The following is a 21,248-nucleotide window of genomic DNA, read 5'->3' as shown; positions in this document are numbered from 1 at the left end:
TGATATTAGCTAATGAATGAAACCATATTATGCGGATTAAGCACTAAAATTACCCCCATGGTTGGTATGGGAGTGAAGGGCGGATCACAGGGATTCGCCAGGGCGGTGGCCGACACCGCCTCGGTGGGGCTGAGCCTGTTCCCGCTGGGCATCAGCTTCGGCATGCTGGTGGCGCACACCGGGCTGGACTGGTGGTGGGCGACGGTGTTCACCGCCGTGGTCTACGCGGGGTCGCTGGAGTTCCTGCTGCTGGGGCTGGTCGCCGCCGTCACGCCGCTGGGGCAGATCGCGGCGACGGCGCTGCTGGTCAACCTCCGCCACGTCTTCTACGCCCTGTCCTTCCCGCTGGCCAGGGTGTGGCCGCTCGGCCGCGTCTACGCCACCTTCGCGCTCACCGACGAGGCCTACGCCCTGACCGCGGGAGGGGAGGCCCGCTCCTGGAGCGGCTCCCGGATCCTGTGGATGCAGGTGCTGCTCCAGGCCTACTGGGTGGCCGGCGCCACCTTCGGCGCGCTCGCGAGCTCGCTCATCCCCTTCACCCTGCACGGCTTGGACTTCGCGCTGACCGCCCTGTTCGTCGTCCTGACGATCGACGCGTGGCGCGCCCGGCGGGACCTGCCCTCCCCGCTGCTGGCCGCCGCGAGCTTCGCCGTCGCCGCGCTCCTGATCCCCGGCCAGGCGCTGCCGGTCGCGATGGCGCTGTTCACCGCCGGCCTGCTCGCCCGGTACGCGCTGCGGGACCGCGGCGCCCCGCCCGCGGCGGCGGACGTCCCGGCCGTCCCCGAACACGAACCCGAACCCGAAGAACCCGTCCTCAGGACGCCGGTCGCGGCGTCGTCGAGAGGGGAGTGAGAACCGATGCCCAGCCCCCTCTACCTCGCCGCGGCCGTGGCCGTCAGCGCCGCCATCACCTGGGGCCTGCGCGCCCTGCCCTTCGCGGTCCTCACCCCGCTGCGCCGTTCGGCGGTCCTGGGCCGCCTCGCCGTCCAGATGCCCGTCGGCATCATGCTGATCCTCGCCCTCTACACCCTGCAGCAGAGCCGTCCCGCGGACTGGCCCGCCGCCGCGGCCACCGCCCTGTCCCTGGCCGTCGCGATCGGCCTGCATCTGAGGACCCGCAACGCCGTCCTCAGCATCCTGGGCGCCACCGTCCTCCACGTGGTGCTCTCGACCTGCCTCGCGGCGTGAAGAGCCGCCGGCGGGGAAGCTTGTCCGGGGGGATGCCGGGGCATGAGGTGTTCCATGAGCGATGAACAGATCATGGAGCGGATCAGACGGATGATCGACGAGGAGCACCGGCTGCGCGGGTCGGGGGAGCCGGACCGGGCGGCCCGGGTCAAGGAGCTCGAGGAGCAGCTGGACGTCTGCTGGGACCTGCTGCGCCAGCGCCGTGCGGCGCGGGACGCCGGTGAGGGCGAGCACGCCGAGCACATCCTGGCCCGCCCGGTGGACGAGGTGGAGAACTACAGGCAGTAGCCCGCCCGCGTTGATGATCGCTTCCGCTAATATCGGTCATCGGACGGGACGTATGAGGAGGTGAGACCCATTACTGCTGGTTGGAGCGGGGTGTTCTCATCTGACGGCCGTGGAGTCCGCCGGTTCGGGTGACAGGGAGGGCGCCCCCGTTTTCGGAAGGCGTTCTCATGGCTGTTCTTCTTTCTTCCACCGCTCTGTCCGCCGTCGTCGCGCGGTTGCGGGCCGCAGGCTGCGTCTTCGCCGAGGACGAGGCCGCGCTGCTGGTCTCCGCGGCCGCCGACGGGCCGGGGCTGGACCTCCTGGTCGGGCGGCGGGCCGGCGGGCTGCCGCTGGAGCAGGTCGTGGGCTGGGCGGAGTTCCGCGGGTCGCGGGTCGAGGTGGATCCGGGGGTCTTCGTCCCCCGGCGCCGTTCGGAGTTCCTGGTGGCCGAGGCCGTGGCGCTGGCCCGTCCGGGCGACGTGGTCGTCGATCTGTGCTGCGGTTCGGGCGCGCTGGGCGTGGCGCTGGCGGAGGCGGTGGCGGGGCTGGAACTGCACGCCGCCGATGTGGAGCCGGCGGCGGTGCGGTGCGCGCGGCGCAACGTGGCGCGGGCGGGTGGCCGGGTGTACGAGGGGGACCTGTTCGGGGCGCTGCCGGGGCCGTTGCGGGGGCGCGTCGGGGTGCTGCTGGCGAACGTCCCGTACGTGCCGAGCGGCGAGGTGCGGTCGCTGCCGGCGGAGGCGCGGCTGTACGAGCCCAAGGTCGCGCTCGACGGCGGCGCGGACGGCCTGGAGGTGCTGCGCCGGGTGAGCCGGGAGGCGCCGGAGTGGCTGGCGCCGGGCGGTCACCTGCTGGTGGAGGTGAGCGGGCGCCAGTGCGGCCGGGCGGTGGAGGTCCTGGCCGCGGGCGGTCTGGTCGCGCGCGCGGTGCGGTCGAAGGAGTGGGGGTCGTGCGTGGTGGTGGGGAGCCGGCCGCGGGTTCATGGGTGAGCCGTGGCCCGAGCTTGGCACGGCGGGGGGCGGGCGGCCCGGTAGTCTGATCGTTCCTCGGGTTTCCGGCGGCTGAGCGGGTAAGAGGGGGCTGGGGCATGGCCGTGCGCACCGTCGCGGCTTCCTGCCGTGGACACGCCTGGCGGCTGGTGGTGCTGCTGGCCGTGCTGGCGGGTCTGGCCCCCGGCGTCCGCCTCGCCCCTCCCGCCGAGCCGGGCGTCCTCGCGGGCGTCGGGCACGTGGTGTGGGACGAGGACTGTTCGGCGCCGCCGCGTCTGGTGCGGGTGGCCGAGCAGCCGGTCGTGCCCGTGGCCGAGCCGTCCGCCCTCGTCGTGGTGGTCGCGCCTCCGGTCGTGGCATGGGTGCGGGGCCAGGTGTGGGAAGGGGCCGAGCGGTCCTGGTTCGCGGTGTCGCGGGCCGGGCGTGCTCCGCCGCTCCTCCCGGGCATCTGACATCTCCCCCTTTTCGTTACGCGGTTCGCTGGACGCGGGCCGTGCCATGCCTGTTGGAGTTTTCTTGTCACGTACGCGGATGACACGCGGGACGCGGATACGCGCGTTGATCGCGCTGGCCGTGGTGGCCTTCGCGGCCTACATCACGGTGACGACGCCCGTGCGGCTGGGCCTGGATCTGCGGGGCGGTACGCAGATCGTGCTGGAGACGCGGGACTCGGCGACGGTGAAGGCGACCTCGGAGGTCACCGACAACACGGTGGAGACGTTGCGGCGCCGGGTCGACGCGCTGGGCGTGGCCGAGCCGCAGCTGGTGCGCTCCGGTGACAACCGGATCATCGTGGAGCTGCCGGGACTGCAGGACCCGCAGGAAGCGGTGGACGTGCTGGGCCGGATGGCCGTGCTGGGTTTCCACCCGGTCCTGGGGTACGCCGAGGAGTCGGCGGAGAACAAGCAGGGCGAGCTGGTGCTGCCCGACGAGGACGGGCAGCGGTTGCGGCTGGGGCCGGCGAAGCTGACCGGCGGTGACGTGAGCGGCGCGGAGCCGGGCAGTGATCCGCAGTCGGGGCCCGGCTGGTTCGTCAATGTCGACTTCAAGGGAGCCGGCCAGGAGAAGTGGGCGGAGCTGACCGGCCAGGCGGCGTGCGCGCCCGACGGCGATCCGCGGCGGCGGGTCGCGATCGTGCTGGACGGGGAGGTCATCTCCTCACCGCAGGTGGTGCCGTCGGTGGCCTGCGGGGTGGGCATCACCGGCGGGTCGACGCAGATCACGGGAAGCTTCACCTTCGAGCAGGCCGAGGAGCTGGCGCTGCTGGTGCGCGGCGGCGCGCTGCCGGTGCCGGTGGAGGTGGTGGAGCAGCGGACGGTGGGCCCGACGCTGGGCGCCGAGGCGATCGCCGACAGCGCGTGGGCCGCGGTGATCGGCACCGCGCTGACGTCGCTGTTCATCATCGTGGTGTACCGGCTGCTGGGGCTGATGGCGGCGGTGGCGCTGGTGTGCTACGGGTTGATCTCGTATGCGGCGCTGGCGGGGCTGGGCGCGACGCTGACGCTGCCCGGCCTGGCGGGTTTCGTGCTGGCGATCGGCATGGCGGTGGACGCCAACGTGCTGGTGTTCGAGCGGGCGCGTGAGGAGTACCGCGCGCCGCGCGCGACGTTGCGGACGGCTCTGTCGGCGGGGTTCCGCAACGCGTTCAGCGCGATCCTGGACTCCAACGTCACCACCCTGGTGGCGGCGCTGCTGCTGTTCTTCCTGGCCTCAGGCCAGGTGCGCGGGTTCGGTGTGACGCTGGCGATCGGTGTGCTGGCCTCGATGGTCAGCGCCCTGGTGATCACGCGGGCGCTGTCCGAGGCCGTGTTGTCGCTGCGTGCGGTGCAGAAGCGTCCCGGCATCACCGGCATCTCGAAGATCGGGCGGGTGCGCGAGTGGCTGCAGCGGCGCGATCCGCACCTGATGCGCCGTCCCGGCCGGTGGCTGCTGGTGTCGCTGCTGGTGGTGCTGACGGCGTTCTCGGGCGTGGCGGTACGCGGCCTGAACCTGGGCGTGGAGTTCACCGGCGGGCGGCTGATCGAGTACTCGTCGTCGGTGCCGGTGGATCCCGAGCAGGCGCGCGAGGCGATCGCGGACGCCGGGTTCCCGCGGGCGATCGTGAACTCCTCGGGCGACGGGAACTTCACGGTGCGGACCGAACCGCTGTCCAACGCCGAGGAGGGGCGGCTCACCCAGGCACTGGGGCCGCTGGACGGGGACGTGCAGAAGGTCAGGGACGAGCTGATCGGCCCGAGCCTGGGCGACGAACTGCGCCGGTCGGCGATCATCGCGCTGCTCGCGGCGCTGGCGGTGCAGATGGCGTACCTGGCGTTCCGGTTCCGGTGGAGCTTCTCGGTGGCGGCGGTCGCGGCGATGGCCCATGACGTGCTGGTGCTGGTGGGGATCTTCGCGTGGCTGGGCAAGAGCCTGGACGGCGTGTTCCTGGCGGCGCTGCTGACGGTGATCGGTTACTCGGTGAACGACTCGGTGGTGGTGTTCGACCGGGTGCGGGAACTGGTGGCGTCGGATCGGGGGCCGTTCGCGCGGCTGACGAGCACGGCGATCAACCAGACGATCCCGCGGACGATCAACACCGGTCTGGGCGCGGTGTTCATCCTGGGCGCGCTGCTGGTACTGGGCGGCAGCACCCTGCACGACTTCGCGCTGGCGCTGCTGATCGGTGTCCTGGTCGGCACCTATTCGTCGGTGTTCACCGCCGCGCCCCTGGCGGTGGTGCTGCACCGGCTGGGACGGCGGAGCCCGGCGGAGAAGAAGGCGGAGCAGGCGGCCTGAGCGGGTGGAGGGGGCCGGACCGGCCCCCTCCACCCGGCGGGACGCCTCCGCTTCACGGGGGACCCGCGGCGCGCAGCGACGTCTCGGCGGCGGCGAGCATGCGGGCGGCCTGCTCGCGCAGGAACAGCAGGTACTCCTCCTCGGCCTCGATCTCGTAGGAGACGCCCTCGGGGATCCAGACCAGGACCGTGGTCATGAGCGGGAAGGTGTCTCCGCCGAACGGCCAGCGGGTGCGGGCGTCGTCGACGGCCCGCGCGTCCTGCGCCCACGGGCCGAAGCGGGCGCGCATCTCCTCCAGCGGCATGTCCAGCACCGCGTGCGCGGTGTGCAGGGTGGGGATGGAGCCCGCGGCCACCGCCACGAACTCGGCGGCGTCCTCGGCGGGCAGGTCGCGCGGTTCGGCCCGCACGCGGGTGCCGGACAGCTGCTCGACGCGGTCGACGCGGAAGGTGCGCCAGTCGTCGCGGTCCACGTCCCAGGACACCAGGAACCACTTGCGGTCGGCGGCCACCAGCGAGTGCGGCTCCACCAGCCTGCGGCTGCGGGCGCCGTCGGCGGCGGTGTAGGAGAAGCGGATCCGCTCGTGGTCGCGGCACGCCAGCGCGAGGGCGCCCAGCAGTTCCGAGGCGACGGGACCGCCCCGCGGCGTCTGCGGTTCGACCGCGCGGCCGATGGCGTTGACCCGTTCGCGGACGGCGGGGGGCAGCACCTGCTCGAACTTCGCCAGCGCGCTGAGCGCCGTGCTCTCGGCGTCGGCGATGCCCGTGGTCGCCGCGATCCGCAGGCCGACGGCCACCGCGACCGCCTCCTGGTCGGTCAGCAGCAGGGGAGGCATGCGGTTGCCCGCCACCAGGCGGTAGCCGCCGGCGGTCCCCGGCGTCGATTCGATCTCGTAGCCCAGCTCGCGCAGCCCGTCGATCCGCCGGCGCAGGGAGCGGGTCGTGATGCCCAGCCTGCGGGCGAGCTCCTCGCCCGGCCACTGCCGGTGCGACTGCAGCAACGACAGCAGGTGCAGGGTGCGGGCGGTGCTCTTCTCCATGCCGTCAGGCTACGGACCATTGAGGACGGGGAACGTCCGCATCGGCTTCTAGCGTTCGGGGCATGAACGACCCGATCATCACGGCCCGCGGGCTGTCGAAGACCTTCACCGCGGCGCGCCGTACCGTCACCGCCGTCACCGGTCTGGACCTGGACGTGGCCGAAGGCGAGCTCGTCGCCTTCCTCGGTCCCAACGGAGCGGGCAAATCGACCAGCATCCGGATGCTCACCACCCTGCTGCCCGCCACCTCGGGCACCGCGCGCGTCGCCGGCCACGACGTGGCTCGCGACCGCGCCGGGGTGCGGGGGGCCATCGGCTACGTCGGGCAGGGCAACAGCGCCGGGCACAACCAGCGGGTGCGCGACGAGCTGCTCAGCCAGGGCGCGTTCTACGGGATGACGCGGCGCGACTCCGCCCGGCGCGCCGACGAGCTCCTGGAGTCCCTGAACCTCGCGCCGCTCGCCCGGCGCGGCGTCATGACCCTCAGCGGCGGGCAGAAACGCCGCCTGGACGTCGCGCTCGGCCTCGTGCACAGCCCGCGCGTGCTGTTCCTGGACGAGCCGTCGACCGGCCTGGACCCCCAGAGCCGCGCCCACCTGTGGCAGCACATCCTGCAGTTGCGGCGCACCGCCGGGACGACCGTCTTCCTCACCACCCACTACCTGGAGGAGGCCGACCAGTTCGCCGAACGCGTCATGGTCATGGACCACGGCCGCGTCATCGCCGACGACACCGCCTCCCGCCTGAAGTCGCGGCTCGCCGGGGACACGGTCACCGTCGGGTTCGCCGGTCCGGAGCAGGCGCGTGCGGGGGAGCCGGTCGTCGCGCGGCTCGCCGGCCGCGAACCCGACCGGGTGGACGCCGTCACGCTGCGCGTGACCGCGGACAAGGCGGACGTCCTCGTCACGGATCTCGTCCGTGCCCTGGACGAGGCGGGTGCTCCCGCCGCCCGCATCGCCCTGCGCGAGCCGACCCTCGACGACGTGTTCCTCTCCCTCACCGGCCGCAGCCTCCGCGACACCGGCGACGCCCCCGCTCCCGACCACGAACCCTCGGAGACCCGATGACCACCGCCTCCGCCGCCGTCCGCGCCGTGCCCGCGGCCGCCGAGCGCCCCCTCCTCGACACCTGGAACGTCTTCGTCCGCGAGATGCGGCCGACCCTGCGCGACCCGTTCTCGCTGATCTTCAACCTCCTGCAGCCGCTGGTCTTCCTCGGCCTGTTCGGGCCGCTGCTCATCGGCTCCTTCAAAGCCCCCGTCGGCGAGACGCTCACCTGGTTCGTCCCGGGCATCCTGGTGATGACCGTCCTGTTCGGATCCGGCTCCACCGGGGCCAACCTGCTGATGGAGATGCAGACCGGCTCCCACGAGCGCACCCTCGTGGCGCCCATCGCGCGTTCGGCGCTGCTCGTCGGCCGGGCCCTGAAGGAGATCGCCCCGACCATCGCCCAGGCCGTCCTCATCGTGGCGGTCACCCTTCCGTTCGGGTTCCGCGCCTCCCCGTTCGGGCTCCTGGCGGGGCTGGTGCTCCTGGCGCTCTTCGGCGTGGGGCTGGGCTCGCTCAGCTACGCCCTCGCCCTGGCCAGCCGCGCGAAGGACTGGATGTTCTGGGCCGTCCAGCAGTCCCTGATCTTCCCCCTGATGATCCTTTCGGGCATGCTCCTGCCGCTGGACGACGCGCCCGCCTGGATGCGCGCCGTCGCCTCCGTCAATCCCATCAGCCACATCGTCTCGGCCGAACGTGCCCTCCTGACCGCCGACCTCCTGTCCGCGACGGTCCTGAAGGGCTTCACGGCCGCCTTCCTCCTGGCGGCCATCGGCCTGGCCGTCGGCATCGGAGCCATCCGCCGGCACTGATCCCGGGCTCCCGTCCGGTGGCCTGCGGTCTCCGGACGGGAGCGGGGAAGAGGGGCTACAGGCGGGATTCGACCGGCATCGACGATGTGCCGGTGTCGAAGGCGCGGAGCATGGCGTCCTGGGTGAAGGAGGCGATCAGGCGTCCCTCCCCGGTCAGCACCTGGCCGCGGACGTGGCTCATGCCCGCGCCGGCGTAGGTGCTCTCGTGGTGGTAGCGGATCCAGCCGTCCCAGGCGAGGGGTTCGTGGAAGTGCACCGAGATGGCCAGGGGCGCGGTCGAGAGGGTGTGATGGGCCTGGGAGGTGCCGATCCCGGGGTGCGGCCGCATCGTGGTGGACAGGGAGAGGTGGCCGGTGAAGTGCGCCAGCAGCGCGCGGCGCAGGTCGTCGCGTTCGGGTACGGGGTCGTAGCGCAGCCAGGCGTCCAGGACCGGCGGGCCGACCTCGTCGGGGTCGTCGCGCTCGCGGACGCCTTCGAGGCGCAGTTCCCTGCCCGGCAGGGGCATGGGGGAGGGGAACGCGGCCTGCGGGCCGGCGGGGGGCGGGCCCGTCCACCGGTCGTGCCGGACGACGTCGGGGCCGGGGCGGTCCAGCAGCACGTTGGCGGTCGCGCGGATCCGGTCGCCCTGCGCGGCGGTGACCGTGGTGAAGGCGAACGAGCGCCCCGCCCGCACCGGGGCGACGGTGAACTCGAGCCGTTCGTCCGGGTCGGCGGCGGAGGCGAACATCATGTGCGCGGAGCGCGCCGTGTGGTCGGGGAACGCCTTGCCGGCGGCCACGACGGCCTGCGCGAGCAGCTGGCTGCCGTCCACCACCCGGCGGCCTCCGCCGTCGCTGTCGCCGGTGAAGCGCCTGCGTTCGGCGTCGGCCGGCGTCACGTCGAAGATGGAGATCATCCGTTCCAGAGACGACTCGTTCACGGGCGCACTCCGGTGTAGCGGCCCTTGCCGATGGCGACCTCGACCCGCTCCTGGTCGAAGGCCACGTAGCCCGCCAGCGGGGCGACCTGCGGGAAGGGCTCGGGGTAGCTCCAGGCGATGCCGGGTCCCTCGCCTCCCGCGGCACGCCAGTACACGGCCTCCCCCTTGAAGGGGCAGACGGTGCGCTCTTCGGTCGGCTCGAGCCGGGAGAGGTCGACCGCGTCCCGGGGGAAGTACACCACCAGTCCGTGGTCCTGCTCGTCGACGATCAGGCAGGCGCCGCTGCGGGCCAGCCGGATCCCGTCGAGGGAGGCGGTGCAGAGGTTGGTACGGGGCAGCAGGTCGACGCGGTAGTCAGGCCGCTCGTGGTACAGGGACCGCACGGGAGTCGCGCCCATGGCTGGAACCTCACTTCATGAAGGGGTTTGCCATGATTATTAATGATTTAGTGGTTTTTTGTCTGAGAAGTCTGAGCAGCCCTGGCAGTGCGGGGCACGAGTGACGGTTCCGCGCCGGTGCCGGAGGGCATGGATGTGCGGGGAGGAACCGGAGAGAGGAGCGACATGGCCGCAGCGGAGTCCCGGAAGCTCGCCGAACTCGACGACGAGGAGTGCTTCGCGCTCCTGGCTCCCGGAGGGGTGGGCAGGGTCGCCTTCACCGACTTCGTCGGCCCTGCCGTCGTGCCCGTCAACTTCGTCCTGGACGGCAGGGTCCTGGTGTTCAGAACGGCGCTGGGCGGCTGGCTCGACCAGTCCCTGACCACCTCGATCGCCGGCGCGGACGTGCGCATCGCCTTCGAGGTGGACGACTTCGACCCCGCCACCCGCACCGGCTGGAGCGTCCTGGCCCGCGGCGGAGCCCACCACGTCCCCGCCGCGGAGGCGGGCGACCTGCGGGTCGACTCCTGGGCCGGCGACGACCGCCAGTCCTACATCCGCCTGACCCCCCGGGAGATCAGCGGCCGCCGCGTGCGGGCCTGACCCGGCCGGAGGCGGGGGGCCGCCCCCGTGCGGAGCACCCTCCGCGGTCGCATAGTATTTCGTTAATTAGCGAAATGCCGAAGGATGGTGGGTGTGCTCGAGGAGTGCAAGGCCCTGGCGAACGAGACGCGGCTGCGCATCCTGGAGTGGCTCAAGGACCCGGAGGCGAACTTCCCGCCGGGCGCGGACGAGACGGCCGGGCTGGGAGTGTGCGTCGGCTTCCTCCAGCAGAAGGCGGGGACCTCGGCGTCGACCATGTCGGCGCACCTGGCCGTCCTCCAGCGCGCCGGATTCGTCCAGGCCACCCGGCAGGGCCAGTGGACGTACTACCGGCGGGACGAGACCCGCATCCGCGCCTTCGCCGAGCGGCTCCACCGCGATCTGTGACGCACGAAAGGTACCTCATCATGTCGACCGCACTGTCCCTCCTCGACCTCGCGCCGGTGGCCCCCGGCCAGCGCGCGCGTGACAGCTTCGAGGCCAGCGTCGAGCTCGCCCGGGCCGCGGAGCGCAGCGGCTACCGGCGGGTCTGGTACGCCGAGCACCACAACATGGCCTCGATCGCCTCCACCGCGACGAGCGTGCTCATCGGGTACGTCGCGGAGCACACCGCGACGATCCGGCTCGGTTCGGGCGGCGTCATGCTCCCGAACCACTCCCCGCTGGTGATCGCCGAGCAGTTCGGCACCCTGGAGACGCTCTACCCCGGCCGCATCGACCTCGGGCTCGGCCGCGCCCCCGGCACCGACCAGAACACCATGCGGGCGCTGCGCCGCAGCAACACCTCGGCCGACACCTTCCCGCAGGACGTCCTGGAACTCCAGGGGTACCTGAGCGGGAACTCCCGGGTCCCCGGCGTGCAGGCCGTACCGCGCGCCGAGGGCGTCGTGCCCCTGTACATCCTGGGCTCGTCCCTGTTCGGCGCCCAGCTCGCCGCCCAGCTCGGCCTTCCCTACGGCTTCGCGTCCCACTTCGCCCCGGACGCACTGCACCAGGCGGTCGCCCTCTACCGGGACACCTTCAAGCCGTCCGAGCAGCTCGCCGAACCGTACGTCATCGTCGGCGCCAACGTCTTCACCGCCGAGGACCACGACGAGGCCGAGGCGCAGAAGGCCGCCGCCTACCGGGCCCGCGCCCGCGCCATGATCGCCCGCGGTCCGATGGGAGAGCTCACCGACGACCAGATCGACGCGTTCCTGGCCTCCCCGGGCGGCCACCCGCTCGCCTCGATGACCCGCTACACGGCCGTCGGCACCCCCGCCGAGGTCCGCGACTACCTCGAGGGCTTCGCCGCCTCCACCGGCGCCGACGAGCTCATCCTCGCCCACCACGCCCAGTCCCTGCCCGACCGGATCCGCTCCGTCGAGCTGACCAGCGCCGCGATGGCCGGGGTGTGAACTTCTCCGATTCGTGATCCGTGAGACGCCGATCCGCGTTCGGATCGTCATGCCGCCGTGTCACAACATGATCCATGCAGACCACTCGGCGGCGCTTCCTCACCGGCGCGGCGGCCACTGCGGCCGCCTCCGCGCTCCCGCTCTCCGTCCAGAAGGCCGTGGCCGTGGCCGCACCGCCCGGCGGGCTCGAGTCGGTCGAGCACGTGGTGTTCCTCATGCAGGAGAACCGCAGCTTCGACCACTACTACGGGACCCTCTCGGGGGTGCGCGGCTTCGGCGACCCGAACGCGATCAAGCGTCCGAACGGCAAGAGCGTCTTCGAGCAGCCCGGGTTCGCCCGCGACGTCCTGCCGTTCTCGATCAGGAAGGCGATCGGCTTCGACCTGCGCCCCAAGGAGGCGCAGCAGTTCGTCGCCGGGCTCCCGCACAGCTGGCCGGACGCCCAGGCGGCGCTCAACAACGGCTGGAACGACCGGTGGGTCCACGCCAAGACCCCCGGGACGATGGCGTACTACGACCGCCAGGACATCCCGTTCCAGTACGAACTCGCCGACACCTTCACCCTCTGCGACGCCTACCACTGCTCCCTCCCCGGTGGAACGAACCCGAACCGGATGTTCCACTGGGGCGGCAACGTGGGGTACGAGCCCGACGGCAAGCGCACCACCGACAACAGCGCCTACGCCGACGACCACCCCGGCTACGAGATGACCCCCTACGTCGACCGTCTCGAGGCGGCCGGCAAGTCCTGGCGCGTCTTCCACGAGTGGGACAACTTCGACGACAACGCACTCGAATACTTCAAGTCGTACCGCGAACTCGCCAAGAAGGCCCTGGCCTCCACGACCTACCGCTCCATGAACGCCTTCTACGGCGCCGTGGGCAGGGCAAAAGACCCCACGGCCCTTCTGGACCAGTTGGAAAAGGGCTACGCCACCCTGACGGACGCCGAGAAGTCCGCCTTCGACAACGGCCTGCGCCGCACGCGAAAGGGCGAGCTCGGCAAGTACTTCCGCGAGGAGGCCCACGCCGGACGTCTCCCGAACGTCTCTTACGTCGTCGCCTCAGCGGCGGAGAGCGAACACCCGCTCAGCTCCGCCCCGGGACGCGGTGCCGGCATCACCTACGACATCCTGGACGCCATCGCCTCCGATCCCGGGCTCTGGGCGTCCACGGCGGTGTTCATCACCTACGACGAGAACGACGGATGGTTCGACCACGTCCCGCCGCCCGCTCCGCCCGAGGGAACCCCCGACGAGTTCGTGGACGGCAGGCCCCTGGGCCTCGGCACCCGCGTCCCCATGCTCGTCGTCTCCCCGTGGACGATCGGCGGCTTCGTCTGCTCGGAGGTCTTCGACCACACCTCGACGATCCGCTTCATGGAGACCTGGCTGGGCGTCCGGGAACCCAACATCGGCCCCTGGAGGCGCACGGTCGCGGGCGACCTGACCTCGGCGTTCGACTTCGCCCGCCCCCGTTCCCGCAGGGCCGTCGGCCGTCCCGCCCCCGACCCCGGCGCGCGGGCGCTCCTCCCCGCCCTCCCGCCCGTCTTCCAGAAGGCGCCCGTCCAGGAACCCGGCCGCCGCCCGGCCCGCCCCCTCCCGTACCGCACCGAGGCGTCCGCACGCCTCACCGGCACGACCCTGACGCTCACCCTCCAGGACGAAGGTCCCCGAGGCTCCCACTTCGCCGCCTACCCCTACGCCGGGGAACTGCCCTCCCCCCGCCACTACGACGTCCGGGGCACGGCCACCGACGCACTCCCCGTCACCGACGAGTACTCCGTCACCCTGACCGGCCCCAACGGCTTCCGCAGGGAGTTCACCGGCACGCCCACCGGCAAGGCCGCCACAGCCGCCGTCTCCTCCGCCCAGGACCGCCGCACCCTGGTCATCACCCTGGAGAACCCGACCACCACCCCCCTGACCTTCACCCTGAAGTCCCACGCCCACAACCACCTGAACGAGACCTTCACCCTCGCCCCGGCCACCTCGAAGACCGTCCGCCACCGCACCGCGAACGGCTGGTACGACCTCACCGTCACCACCAAGGAGGACACCACCTTCACCCGCCGCCTGATGGGCCACCTGGAGACCGGCCGTCCCAGCACCACCCCCTGACCCGAACCCGTCCCGACACCCGCTCATGACCCCTCCCGGGCGATGAAGGCGGTGCGATCCGTGCGGTCGCCCGGCGGTTCGGCCGCTGTCAGGCGGGTGTTCGTTCGGGGAGCGTTCGTGGGCGGGTGGCCAGGGCCTGGGCCTCGGGGAAGGTCAGTTCTGTGCCGCGGGTGAATTCGGCGGTGAAGGGGTCTTCGCCGAGTTCCGTGCGGGCTCTGCGGGTGATGCGGTCGAGGTCGCCGCGTTCGGCGGGTGCGAGGGGGAAACCGGAGGATGCGCGGAAGGTGTCCGCCGCGCCCAGCAGGCGGGCCGCGTCCGTGTGCTCTCCGGCGGCGGCCAGGGCGCCGGCCACGCCCTCGATGGCGCTTATCAGTTCCCGGCCTCCCTCGATGGTCGCGGCGGCGGCGAGCGCGTCGAGGTGGTGGGCGAGGGCCTGTGCGGCCCGGCCGCGCTGCTCGGCGGCGAAACCGAGCTCGACCAGGACGATCGGCAGGTGCAGCGGTGTCTCCCCGGGCTCCACCGCGTCGACCAGGCGGCGCAGGTGGACCTCGGCCTGGTCCAGGTCGCCCGTTTTGCGGGAGGCGAAGCCGAGGCCGAGTTCGCCGAGGGTGCGGATCGACCGCGCGCCCTGCTCGACGGCGAGCCGCAGCGCCCGTTCGCAGTTCTCGCGGGCCTGCGCGTAGTCGCCGAGCTGGAGGTCGATCCAGCCGAGCCAGGCCAGACAGCCCGCGACGTCCGGCCACAGCGCGAGCTCCTCGCCGAGGCGGAGCGCCTCGTTCTGGAGGTCGCGCGCCCGCTTGTGGTCGCCCGTCATCTCCGCCAGGCCGCTGAGCCACACGGTGGCCTGGAGCATGCCCCAGCGGTCGCCCAGCTCTCCGAAGAGCCTGACGGCGTGCTCGCTGTCGCGTTCGAGTGCCGCGGAGTCGCCCCTGACGTGGGAGATCTTGGCGCGGGCGATGAGCACCGCGGCCTCACCCCACCGGTCGTCGGCCGCGCGGAAGGCTGCGAGCGCCCGTTCCAGCATCTCCTCGCTCGCGGCCAGCTCACCCGTGTCGATACCGAGGTAGCCCAGGAACCACAACGCTCGGGGATCGCCGGGGTCGGCCCGCGGATCGCGGTAGGCGTCCCAGGCGGTGCGGTCGCCCTCCAGCAGGGCGAACCCGGCGAGCCACGCCCGTGCCCTGGCCTTCGGCTCCGCGGGCCCGTCATGGGCCAGAGCCGCCTCCAGCGAACGCCTGGCCTCGGTGAGCCTGCCGCGCAGGAACCACGACCAGGCGAGGGCGTTGGCCACCCGCAAGGACCGCGGCCCCTCCAGCGCGCCGCGCAGGTTGGCGGCCTCGGCGTCCAGGCGGTCCAGCCACCGTCGCTGCCCGGCTCCGTACAGGTGGGGCTCGGCCTGCTCGGCCAGGCGGGTGTAGTGGTCGCGGTGCCGTGCCCGCACGGCTTCCAGCTCGCCGGCCTCCCGCATCCGCTCGACGCAGTAGGCGGCCACGGACTCCAGCAGCCGGTAGCGGGGGCCGTTCCGCCCGTGGTCGGTCATGACCACCAGCGACCGGTCCACCAGCCGCGCCAGCAGATCCAGCGTGTCGCCCTCGACCGCGCACACCGCCTCGGCCGCCTCCAGGGTGCAGCCGTCGGCGTGCACGGCCAGCCTGCGCAGCACGACCCGCTCCGGTTCGGTGAGCAGCTCCCAGCTCCAGTCGATCACCGCCAGCAGCGTCTGCTGCCGCGGCGGCGTCCCGCGGTGCCCGGTCGCCAGCAGCCGCAGCCGGTCGTCGAGCCGGTCGACCAGCCCGTGCACGCCGAGCGCCCGGACCCTGGTCGCGGCCAGCTCCAGCGCCAGCGGGATCCCGTCGAGGCGGCGGCACAACACGGCGACCGGCTCGGCGGTGCCGGCGTCGAGCGCGAAGCCGCGGTCCGCGGCCGAGGCCCGCTCGACGAACAACCGCACCGCCGCCACCCGCTCCAGCGCGGCCGGGTCGGCCTCCGCCCGGTCCGGCACGGCCAGCGGAGGCACGGCCCACACCACCTCGCCGGGCAGGCAGAGCGGCTCCCTGCTGGTCGCCAGGATCCGCAACCCGGGGACGGCGCGCAGCAGCGTCCCGGCCAGCTCCGCCGCCGACTCGACCACGTGCTCGCAGTTGTCCAGCACCAGCAGCACGTGCCTGCCGCCGAGAGCCTCGACGAGCCGGTCCAGCGGAGCCTGCGCGGCGCTGTCGTGGACGCCCAGGACCGCCGTCACCAGGTCGGCGAGGCCGGTCGTGCCGGTCGTGCCCGCGGGCAGCGGCGCCAGCTCCACCAGCCACACCCCGTCGGCGTGCGACCCGTCCGCCCGGCCGGCGACCTCCAGCGCCAGCCGGGTCTTGCCGACCCCGCCCGGACCGGTGAGCGTGACCAGGCGGTCCGTTCCCAGCCTCGCGCCCACCTCGGAGACCGCGCCGGACCGGCCGACGAGCCCGGTGAGCGGTACCGGCAGGTTCGTCCGCGGCCGTGCGCGTGACGGCGCGGCGGGCAGGTCCTGCGCCAGGATCGACCGGTGGAGCGCGGACAGCTCGGCACCGGGATCCAGACCCAGCTCGTCGGCGAGCAGCGTCCGCAGTTCGGCGAAGCTCTCCAGGGCCTCGCTCTGCCGTCCCGCCGCGTAGAGGGCGCGCATGTGCGCGGCCCTGAGCCGCTCCCGCAGGGGGTGGGCGGCCAGGAGGCCGGCCAGCTCACCGGCCAGCAGGGCGTGGTCGCCGAGGGCCAGGCGCGCCGCGGCGCGGTCCTCGTACGCGATGAGCCGCAGCTCCTCCAGCCGCGCGATGGCGGCTTGGGTGAACGGCTCGTCGGCGAAGTCCGCGAAGGCGGGACCGCGCCAGAGCGACAGGGCCTCGGTCAGCCGGTCGGCCTTGGCCCGCGGGTCGTCGGTATCGCCCGCGCGGGCGACCAGGTCCTGGAAGCGGCGGGCGTCCACGGCCTCGGGCCGGACGGCCAGCCGGTAGCCCGGCGGGCGGGCCGCCACCAGGTCGCGGCCGCCGGGTTCGGCGTCGCCCAGCGCCTTGCGCAGCTGGGAGGCCTTCGCCGAGAGGGTGCCCGCCGGGTTCGCGGGCGGGTCCTGCGGCCACAGGTCGTCCACCAGCCGGTCGGCGGACACCGTGCGCCCCTCGTGCAGCAGCAGGTCGGCCAGCAGGGCGCGCACCAGCCTGCCCGGCACGGTGACCGGCTCGCCTTCGTCGGTCCACACGGCGAGGGGACCCAGGACACCGAACAGCACGATCCGCACCATAGCCGTTTTCCACCCGTATTACGGCAGGCGCGGGCCGATCGGCAACGAACCGTCAACGAACCGGAAAGGCACTGCGGCACAGTAGGACACGTCAAGCGGAACGGCGGAGGGAGGACACGATGGAGCACCGGAATCGGCTGCGGGTGGTGGTCATCATCGCCAGCACGCGCACCGGCCGGTTCGGGCCGACCGTGGCCGGGTGGCTCGTCGAGAGGGCGGGCCGGCACCCGGACCTGGAGACCGACCTGGTCGACCTGGCCGAGGCGGACCTGCCGGCGACGCTCACCGACCACGACGAGGAGCCGCCCGCGGCGGTGCGGGCGCTGGCTCCCCGGCTCGCCGCGGCGGACGCCTTCATCGTGGTGACCCCCGAGTACAACCACGGGTTCCCGGCGCCGCTGAAGACCGCGATCGACTGGTACTACGAGGAGTGGCACGCCAAGCCGGTCGCGATCGTCTCCTACGGCCGCGAGTCCGGCGGCCGGCACGCCGCCGCCCAGCTCCGCCAGGTCTTCGGCGAGCTGCACGCCGTCGCGATCCGCGACACCGTCAGCCTGTCCCGCTACTGGAACGACTTCACCGCCGACGGCGGCTGGCCCAAGCCGGCCGCCGAGTGCAACACCACCGTCGAGACCATGCTCGACCAGCTCGCCTGGTGGGCGCGCGCCTTGAGCGAGGCGCGCACCGCATCCCCCTACCAGGCCTGACCATCCCCCGGGAGAAGACCATGCGCAAGATCATCAACTCGACCTACGTCACCCTCGACGGCGTCATCGACGACCCGCAGGAGTGGAGCATTCCCTACTTCGGCGAGGACGCCCAGAAGTACGCACACGACCTGCTGTTCTCCTCCGGAGCCCTGCTGCTGGGCCGCAGGACCTACGAGGGCTTCGCGTCGTCCTGGCCGTACATGGAGGAGCAGACCGGCGAGTACGGCGTCCGGATGAACGCCCTGCCCAAGTACGCCGTGTCCACCACGCTGGACAAGGCCGACTGGAACAACACCTCGATCATCTCCACCGACGTCGTCGCGGAGATCGCCCGGCTGAAGGAGCAGCCGGGGCAGGACATCGTGCAGTACGGCTTCGGCGAGCTCTCCCGCACCCTGGTCGAGGCCGGCCTGCTCGACGAGCTGCGCCTGTGGATCCACCCGGTCTTCGCCGGGCTGAAGAAGGGCGGCGACCGCCTGATCGGCACGGAGTCGTTCACCGCCTCCTTCGAGCTGGCCGAGACCCTGACGCTCGGCACCGGCGTGGTCATCCACACCTACCGCAAGGCCGCCCCGGCCGCGTGACCCCCGCCGGTGCGGGGCCCGCGGGTCCCGCACCGAGCCCGTCCCGCCGCGGAAAACCGGTTTCGGCGGGGCGGGCCGTCTCTCTACACTCGGGCTCGTGCGGTGCGATCGGCATCGCAGCGCGTCTCGACCAGTGAGGGGAGCCCGGCCATGCGTTGTCGCACCGCCGCGGTCTCTCCCCGGTCACGGTACGACGTGATCCCGGTGTCCTCGTCCACCCGGTGCCGGCTGCGCGGCCGCCACCGGAAGACCGTGGCGAACGCCTGACCCGTCCGCGCGCCGGGCGGCCGCCGAGCCGCCGGTGCGCTCCGACGGGCCCGCACGCCTCCGGGCCGACCCGGAATCCGAGCCGTTCGCACGGGAATCGCGCCGCCCTGCTCACCAGCACCCCGAAAGGCCCTGGGCCGTGCGCACCGAACCACGACACCGATCCCCGTCCACCAGCCCGCTGACCCGCGTCCGGAACCTGGGCATCCTCGCCCACGTCGACGCCGGGAAGACCACCGTCACCGAACGGATCCTGTACCTCACCGGAGCCACCCACAAGCGGGGCGAGGTCCACGACGGGACGACCGTCACCGACTTCGACTCCCAGGAGCGCGACCGCGGCATCACCATCTTCGCCGCCGCGGTGAGCTGCGTCTGGGACGGCCACCGCGTCAACCTGATCGACACGCCCGGCCACGTCGACTTCGCCGACGAGGTGGAGCGCTCGCTGCGCGTGCTCGACGGCGCGATCGCGGTGTTCGACGCCGTCGCGGGTGTCGAACCGCAGAGCGAGGCGGTGTGGCGGCAGGCCGACCGGCACGCCGTGCCGCGGATCGCGTTCGTCAACAAGATGGACCGCGCCGGGGCGGACCTCGACGCCGCGGTCCGGTCGATCCGGGAGCGGCTGGGGGCCGTCCCGCTGGCGGTCCAGCTGCCCATCGGTCAGGAGGGCGCGTTCACCGGGGTGGTGGACCTGCTCCGCATGCGCGCGTCGACCTGGCGCGCCGGCCGCGACGGGTACGAGGAGGGTCCGGTGCCGGACGTCCTGCGGGAGGAGGCGGAACGGCGGCGCCGTCTGCTCGAGGAGGAGGTGGCCGAACTGCACCCGGCCGCGCTGGAGGAGTTCTGCGCGCGCGGCGCGGTCTCCGGCGAGACGCTCGCCGGGGCGCTGCGCGACCTGACCCGCAGCGGTGAGGCCGTCGTGGTGCTGTGCGGGTCGGCGTACCGCGACTGCGGCATCGAACCGCTGCTGGAGGCCGTCGTGGCGTACCTGCCCTCGCCGCTCGACGTTCCGCCGGTACGGGGCGCCTGGGACGGCGCGCCGCAGGAGCGGGCGGCCGACCCGGCCGGTCCGTTCGCGGGACTGGTGTTCAAGGTGAACTCGACCGCGACGGGGCGGCTGACGTACGTGCGCGTCTACGCCGGGACGATGCGGAAGGGAGACACCGTGCTGGACGCGGGAGCACGCCGCTCGGAGCGGATCGGCCGGATACTGCGCGTGCAGGCAGACCGGCACACCGAGATGGACCGGGCGGCGGCCGGGGACATCGTCGCGGTGGTCGGGCTGAAGACCGTCCGCGTCGGCGCGACCCTGTGCGCCCCGGCGGCTCCGCTGCTGCTCGAACCGCCGGTCGTCGCGGACCCGGTGGTCTCGGTGGCGGTCGAGGCGCGCAGGCGCGTGGACGTCGACCGGCTGGCCACGGCGCTGGCGCGGCTGGCCGAGGAGGATCCCTCTCTCGTGGTCCGCGCCGATGCCGAGAGCGGTCAGACGGTGCTGTCGGGCATGGGCGAACTGCATCTGGAGGTGGCCGTGGAGAAGATCCGCCGCTCCCACGGGCTGGACGTCGGCGTCGGCCGGCCGCAGGTGGCGTACCGCGAGACCGTCGCCCGCGGCGTGTCCGGACTGGTGTACCGGCACGTCAAGCAGGACGGGGGCGCGGGGCAGTTCGCGCACGTGGTCCTCGACGTCGAGCCGCTGGAGCCGGAGGAGGGCTTCGTGTTCCGGTCGGTCGTGACCGGCGGACGGGTTCCGCAGGAGTACGTCCGCGCGGTCGAGGCCGGTTGCCGGGACGCCCTCGCCGAGGGCCCTCTCGGGGGCCATCCGGTGACAGGGCTGCGGGTGACGCTGACCGACGGTGCCACGCACTCCAAGGACTCGTCGGAGATGGCGTTCCGGGCTGCGGGCCGGTTCGGGCTGCGGGAGGCGCTGCGCGCGGGCGTGATGGCGCTGCTGGAACCGGTGGCCGAGGTCACGGTCACCGTGCCCGACGAGGCCGTCGGCACGGTGCTCGGCGACCTGGCGGCGCGGCGCGGCCGGGTCTCGGGCCGGGCCGCGCGGTCCGGCACCGCGGTGATCACGGCGACCGTGCCGCTGGCCGAGCTGTTCGGCTACGCGTCGCGGCTGCGCGGCCGCACCCAGGGCCGCGGCACCTTCACGACCCGGGCCGCCGGCTACGCACCGGCGCCCGGTGAGAGGACGACGCCGTAGATCCAGGGACGGCCCCCGCCCGTACCGGGCGGGGGCCGTCCCGGCTCGTGCCGACGGCGGTCGCCGTGAGAACCAGATGCCCCGGGCGGGGTTCTGCGGAAGGCTCTCCGCTTCGCCGGCGTTTCGTCGAGGACGCCGGGGCGTCGATCAGGACGGGTGCGCGTACGGATCAGGAAGGACGCGAAGCGGCCGGGGGTTCGGCCGACGAGGGGCGCAGGGCCTCCATGACCCTGTCGAGGCGGGCGCCGAGGCCGTCGAGGTCGCCGTCGCGCAGGGCGTGGGAGACGGCGGAGAGCAGGCAGGCGAAGGCCGCGCCGACGACGGCGCGCAGGACCACCGGGTCGGGGCGGCAGGCGGGGTCGCGGGCCACCGCGCGGGCCGACAGGCGTTCGGCCATCTGCTCCTGGAGGCGGTCGGCCCTCTCCAGGTGGGCGGCGTGCAGGGCGGGGCACTCCTGGACGATCTGCTGGACCGCCAGGTCGTGGGCGCGGCCCTTCTCGTCGGTGAGCACCTCGACGACGACGTCGAAGGTCCGGCGCAGGCAGTCCCAGTCGGGCTCGTGCGGGGGACGGGTGTCCAGCCAAGTCGGACATAGACTGCGGCGCAGCGGAGATCCGGGCTCTTCCGCGCCCGGTGCGGGCAACGCCGCCGTCGACCGGCCCACCCGAGAAGAGAAAGGCC

The 21,248-nt window shown here is 73.0% G+C and carries 20 protein-coding genes; 15 read left to right on the top strand and 5 right to left on the bottom strand.

Annotation, left to right across the window (positions count from 1 at the left end; translation table 11 throughout):
- Positions 1–57 precede the first annotated feature (57 nt).
- From C2865_RS28985 to secD, 6 genes are all read left to right on the top strand, one after another.
- Positions 58–852, top strand: a complete 795-nt coding sequence (locus C2865_RS28985) for an AzlC family ABC transporter permease (protein ID WP_198653678.1) — start codon at positions 58–60, stop codon at positions 850–852.
- A 6-nt stretch (positions 853–858) separates the two neighbouring features.
- On the top strand, positions 859–1,188 hold the full coding sequence (locus C2865_RS28980) for a branched-chain amino acid transporter permease (RefSeq protein ID WP_106401756.1): 330 nt from the start codon (positions 859–861) through the stop codon (positions 1,186–1,188).
- Between the two features lie 54 nt (positions 1,189–1,242).
- Complete coding sequence (locus C2865_RS28975) at positions 1,243–1,476, top strand: DUF2630 family protein (RefSeq protein WP_106401755.1); 234 nt, start codon at positions 1,243–1,245, stop codon at positions 1,474–1,476.
- A 167-nt stretch (positions 1,477–1,643) separates the two neighbouring features.
- Positions 1,644–2,444 (top strand): putative protein N(5)-glutamine methyltransferase, encoded by an 801-nt coding sequence (locus tag C2865_RS28970; RefSeq protein ID WP_106401754.1) that lies wholly within the window; start codon positions 1,644–1,646, stop codon positions 2,442–2,444.
- Between the two features lie 98 nt (positions 2,445–2,542).
- Positions 2,543–2,896, top strand: coding sequence for a hypothetical protein (locus C2865_RS28965; protein WP_106401753.1), 354 nt, complete (start codon positions 2,543–2,545; stop codon positions 2,894–2,896).
- Between the two features lie 79 nt (positions 2,897–2,975).
- On the top strand, positions 2,976–5,219 hold the full coding sequence (secD, locus tag C2865_RS28960) for a protein translocase subunit SecD (protein WP_106401752.1): 2,244 nt from the start codon (positions 2,976–2,978) through the stop codon (positions 5,217–5,219).
- Positions 5,220–5,271: 52 nt separating this feature from the next.
- Here secD and C2865_RS28955 read toward each other — a convergent pair whose 3' ends face one another.
- Positions 5,272–6,258, bottom strand: a complete 987-nt coding sequence (locus C2865_RS28955; RefSeq protein ID WP_106401751.1) for a helix-turn-helix transcriptional regulator — start codon at positions 6,256–6,258, stop codon at positions 5,272–5,274.
- Positions 6,259–6,332: 74 nt separating this feature from the next.
- On the opposite strand from C2865_RS28955, the gene C2865_RS28950 reads away from it, so the two are divergent.
- Positions 6,333–7,325, top strand: coding sequence for an ATP-binding cassette domain-containing protein (locus C2865_RS28950; RefSeq protein WP_106401872.1), 993 nt, complete (start codon positions 6,333–6,335; stop codon positions 7,323–7,325).
- A complete protein-coding gene (locus tag C2865_RS28945) occupies positions 7,322–8,116 on the top strand; it encodes an ABC transporter permease (protein ID WP_106401750.1) in 795 nt (264 codons plus the stop codon). The genes C2865_RS28950 and C2865_RS28945 overlap by 4 nt, the downstream gene beginning before the upstream one ends.
- A 55-nt stretch (positions 8,117–8,171) precedes the next feature.
- On the opposite strand, the gene C2865_RS28940 is transcribed toward C2865_RS28945, so the two are convergent.
- A complete protein-coding gene (locus C2865_RS28940; RefSeq protein WP_198653677.1) occupies positions 8,172–9,035 on the bottom strand; it encodes an acyl-CoA thioesterase in 864 nt (287 codons plus the stop codon).
- Entirely contained in the window at positions 9,032–9,433 is a 402-nt protein-coding gene (locus C2865_RS28935) for a DUF427 domain-containing protein (protein WP_106401749.1), read from the bottom strand. The genes C2865_RS28940 and C2865_RS28935 overlap by 4 nt, the downstream gene beginning before the upstream one ends.
- A 165-nt stretch (positions 9,434–9,598) precedes the next feature.
- Between C2865_RS28935 and C2865_RS28930 the strand changes: the two genes are divergently transcribed.
- From C2865_RS28930 to C2865_RS28915, 4 genes are all read left to right on the top strand, one after another.
- On the top strand, positions 9,599–10,015 hold the full coding sequence (locus C2865_RS28930; RefSeq protein ID WP_106401748.1) for a pyridoxamine 5'-phosphate oxidase family protein: 417 nt from the start codon (positions 9,599–9,601) through the stop codon (positions 10,013–10,015).
- Between the two features lie 93 nt (positions 10,016–10,108).
- Positions 10,109–10,402 (top strand): ArsR/SmtB family transcription factor, encoded by a 294-nt coding sequence (locus C2865_RS28925; protein ID WP_232835851.1) that lies wholly within the window; start codon positions 10,109–10,111, stop codon positions 10,400–10,402.
- A gap of 20 nt (positions 10,403–10,422) precedes the next feature.
- Positions 10,423–11,412 carry an LLM class flavin-dependent oxidoreductase gene (locus C2865_RS28920; RefSeq protein WP_106401746.1) on the top strand — a complete coding sequence of 330 codons (990 nt, stop codon included), beginning with the start codon at positions 10,423–10,425 and terminating at the stop codon, positions 11,410–11,412.
- A 74-nt stretch (positions 11,413–11,486) separates the two neighbouring features.
- The gene (locus C2865_RS28915) at positions 11,487–13,532 is read left to right on the top strand and encodes a phosphocholine-specific phospholipase C (protein ID WP_106401745.1); all 2,046 of its coding nucleotides are present in this window, start codon (positions 11,487–11,489) and stop codon (positions 13,530–13,532) included.
- Between the two features lie 88 nt (positions 13,533–13,620).
- Here C2865_RS28915 and C2865_RS28910 read toward each other — a convergent pair whose 3' ends face one another.
- Positions 13,621–16,785 carry an AfsR/SARP family transcriptional regulator gene (locus tag C2865_RS28910; RefSeq protein ID WP_106401870.1) on the bottom strand — a complete coding sequence of 1,055 codons (3,165 nt, stop codon included), beginning with the start codon at positions 16,783–16,785 and terminating at the stop codon, positions 13,621–13,623.
- Between the two features lie 131 nt (positions 16,786–16,916).
- Here C2865_RS28910 and C2865_RS28905 point away from each other — a divergent pair, with 131 nt between their 5' ends.
- The 3 genes from C2865_RS28905 to fusA all read left to right on the top strand — a co-directional run bounded on the left by C2865_RS28905 (position 16,917) and on the right by fusA (position 20,567).
- Complete coding sequence (locus tag C2865_RS28905) at positions 16,917–17,504, top strand: NADPH-dependent FMN reductase (RefSeq protein ID WP_106401744.1); 588 nt, start codon at positions 16,917–16,919, stop codon at positions 17,502–17,504.
- 20 nt (positions 17,505–17,524) lie between these two features.
- Positions 17,525–18,091 (top strand): dihydrofolate reductase family protein, encoded by a 567-nt coding sequence (locus C2865_RS28900; protein ID WP_106401743.1) that lies wholly within the window; start codon positions 17,525–17,527, stop codon positions 18,089–18,091.
- Between the two features lie 406 nt (positions 18,092–18,497).
- Entirely contained in the window at positions 18,498–20,567 is a 2,070-nt protein-coding gene (fusA, locus tag C2865_RS28895; RefSeq protein WP_106401742.1) for an elongation factor G, read from the top strand.
- A gap of 169 nt (positions 20,568–20,736) precedes the next feature.
- On the opposite strand, the gene C2865_RS28890 is transcribed toward fusA, so the two are convergent.
- The gene (locus C2865_RS28890) at positions 20,737–21,231 is read right to left on the bottom strand and encodes an acyl-CoA-like ligand-binding transcription factor (protein ID WP_157963939.1); all 495 of its coding nucleotides are present in this window, start codon (positions 21,229–21,231) and stop codon (positions 20,737–20,739) included.
- Between the last annotated feature and the right edge of the window lie 17 nt (positions 21,232–21,248).

Source organism: Actinocorallia populi, from assembly GCF_002995495.1.
In the GTDB taxonomy this organism is placed as follows: Bacteria; Actinomycetota; Actinomycetes; order Streptosporangiales; family Streptosporangiaceae; genus Actinocorallia; species Actinocorallia populi.
Note: the sequence above shows the minus strand (reverse complement) of the source record. Positions and strands in the feature narration are given on the sequence as shown.

What these genes read in the sequence shown, in the direction of transcription:
- C2865_RS28985 (WP_198653678.1), top strand. Translation starts at nt 58, where the DNA reads ATGGTTGGTATGGGAGTGAAGGGCGGATCACAGGGATTCGCCAGGGCG.
- C2865_RS28980 (WP_106401756.1), top strand. Translation starts at nt 859, where the DNA reads ATGCCCAGCCCCCTCTACCTCGCCGCGGCCGTGGCCGTCAGCGCCGCC.
- C2865_RS28975 (WP_106401755.1), top strand. Translation starts at nt 1,243, where the DNA reads ATGAGCGATGAACAGATCATGGAGCGGATCAGACGGATGATCGACGAG.
- C2865_RS28970 (WP_106401754.1), top strand. Translation starts at nt 1,644, where the DNA reads ATGGCTGTTCTTCTTTCTTCCACCGCTCTGTCCGCCGTCGTCGCGCGG.
- C2865_RS28965 (WP_106401753.1), top strand. Translation starts at nt 2,543, where the DNA reads ATGGCCGTGCGCACCGTCGCGGCTTCCTGCCGTGGACACGCCTGGCGG.
- secD (WP_106401752.1), top strand. Translation starts at nt 2,976, where the DNA reads ATGACACGCGGGACGCGGATACGCGCGTTGATCGCGCTGGCCGTGGTG.
- C2865_RS28955 (WP_106401751.1), bottom strand. Translation starts at nt 6,258, where the DNA reads ATGGAGAAGAGCACCGCCCGCACCCTGCACCTGCTGTCGTTGCTGCAG.
- C2865_RS28945 (WP_106401750.1), top strand. Translation starts at nt 7,322, where the DNA reads ATGACCACCGCCTCCGCCGCCGTCCGCGCCGTGCCCGCGGCCGCCGAG.
- C2865_RS28935 (WP_106401749.1), bottom strand. Translation starts at nt 9,433, where the DNA reads ATGGGCGCGACTCCCGTGCGGTCCCTGTACCACGAGCGGCCTGACTAC.
- C2865_RS28930 (WP_106401748.1), top strand. Translation starts at nt 9,599, where the DNA reads ATGGCCGCAGCGGAGTCCCGGAAGCTCGCCGAACTCGACGACGAGGAG.
- C2865_RS28920 (WP_106401746.1), top strand. Translation starts at nt 10,423, where the DNA reads ATGTCGACCGCACTGTCCCTCCTCGACCTCGCGCCGGTGGCCCCCGGC.
- C2865_RS28915 (WP_106401745.1), top strand. Translation starts at nt 11,487, where the DNA reads ATGCAGACCACTCGGCGGCGCTTCCTCACCGGCGCGGCGGCCACTGCG.
- C2865_RS28905 (WP_106401744.1), top strand. Translation starts at nt 16,917, where the DNA reads ATGGAGCACCGGAATCGGCTGCGGGTGGTGGTCATCATCGCCAGCACG.
- C2865_RS28900 (WP_106401743.1), top strand. Translation starts at nt 17,525, where the DNA reads ATGCGCAAGATCATCAACTCGACCTACGTCACCCTCGACGGCGTCATC.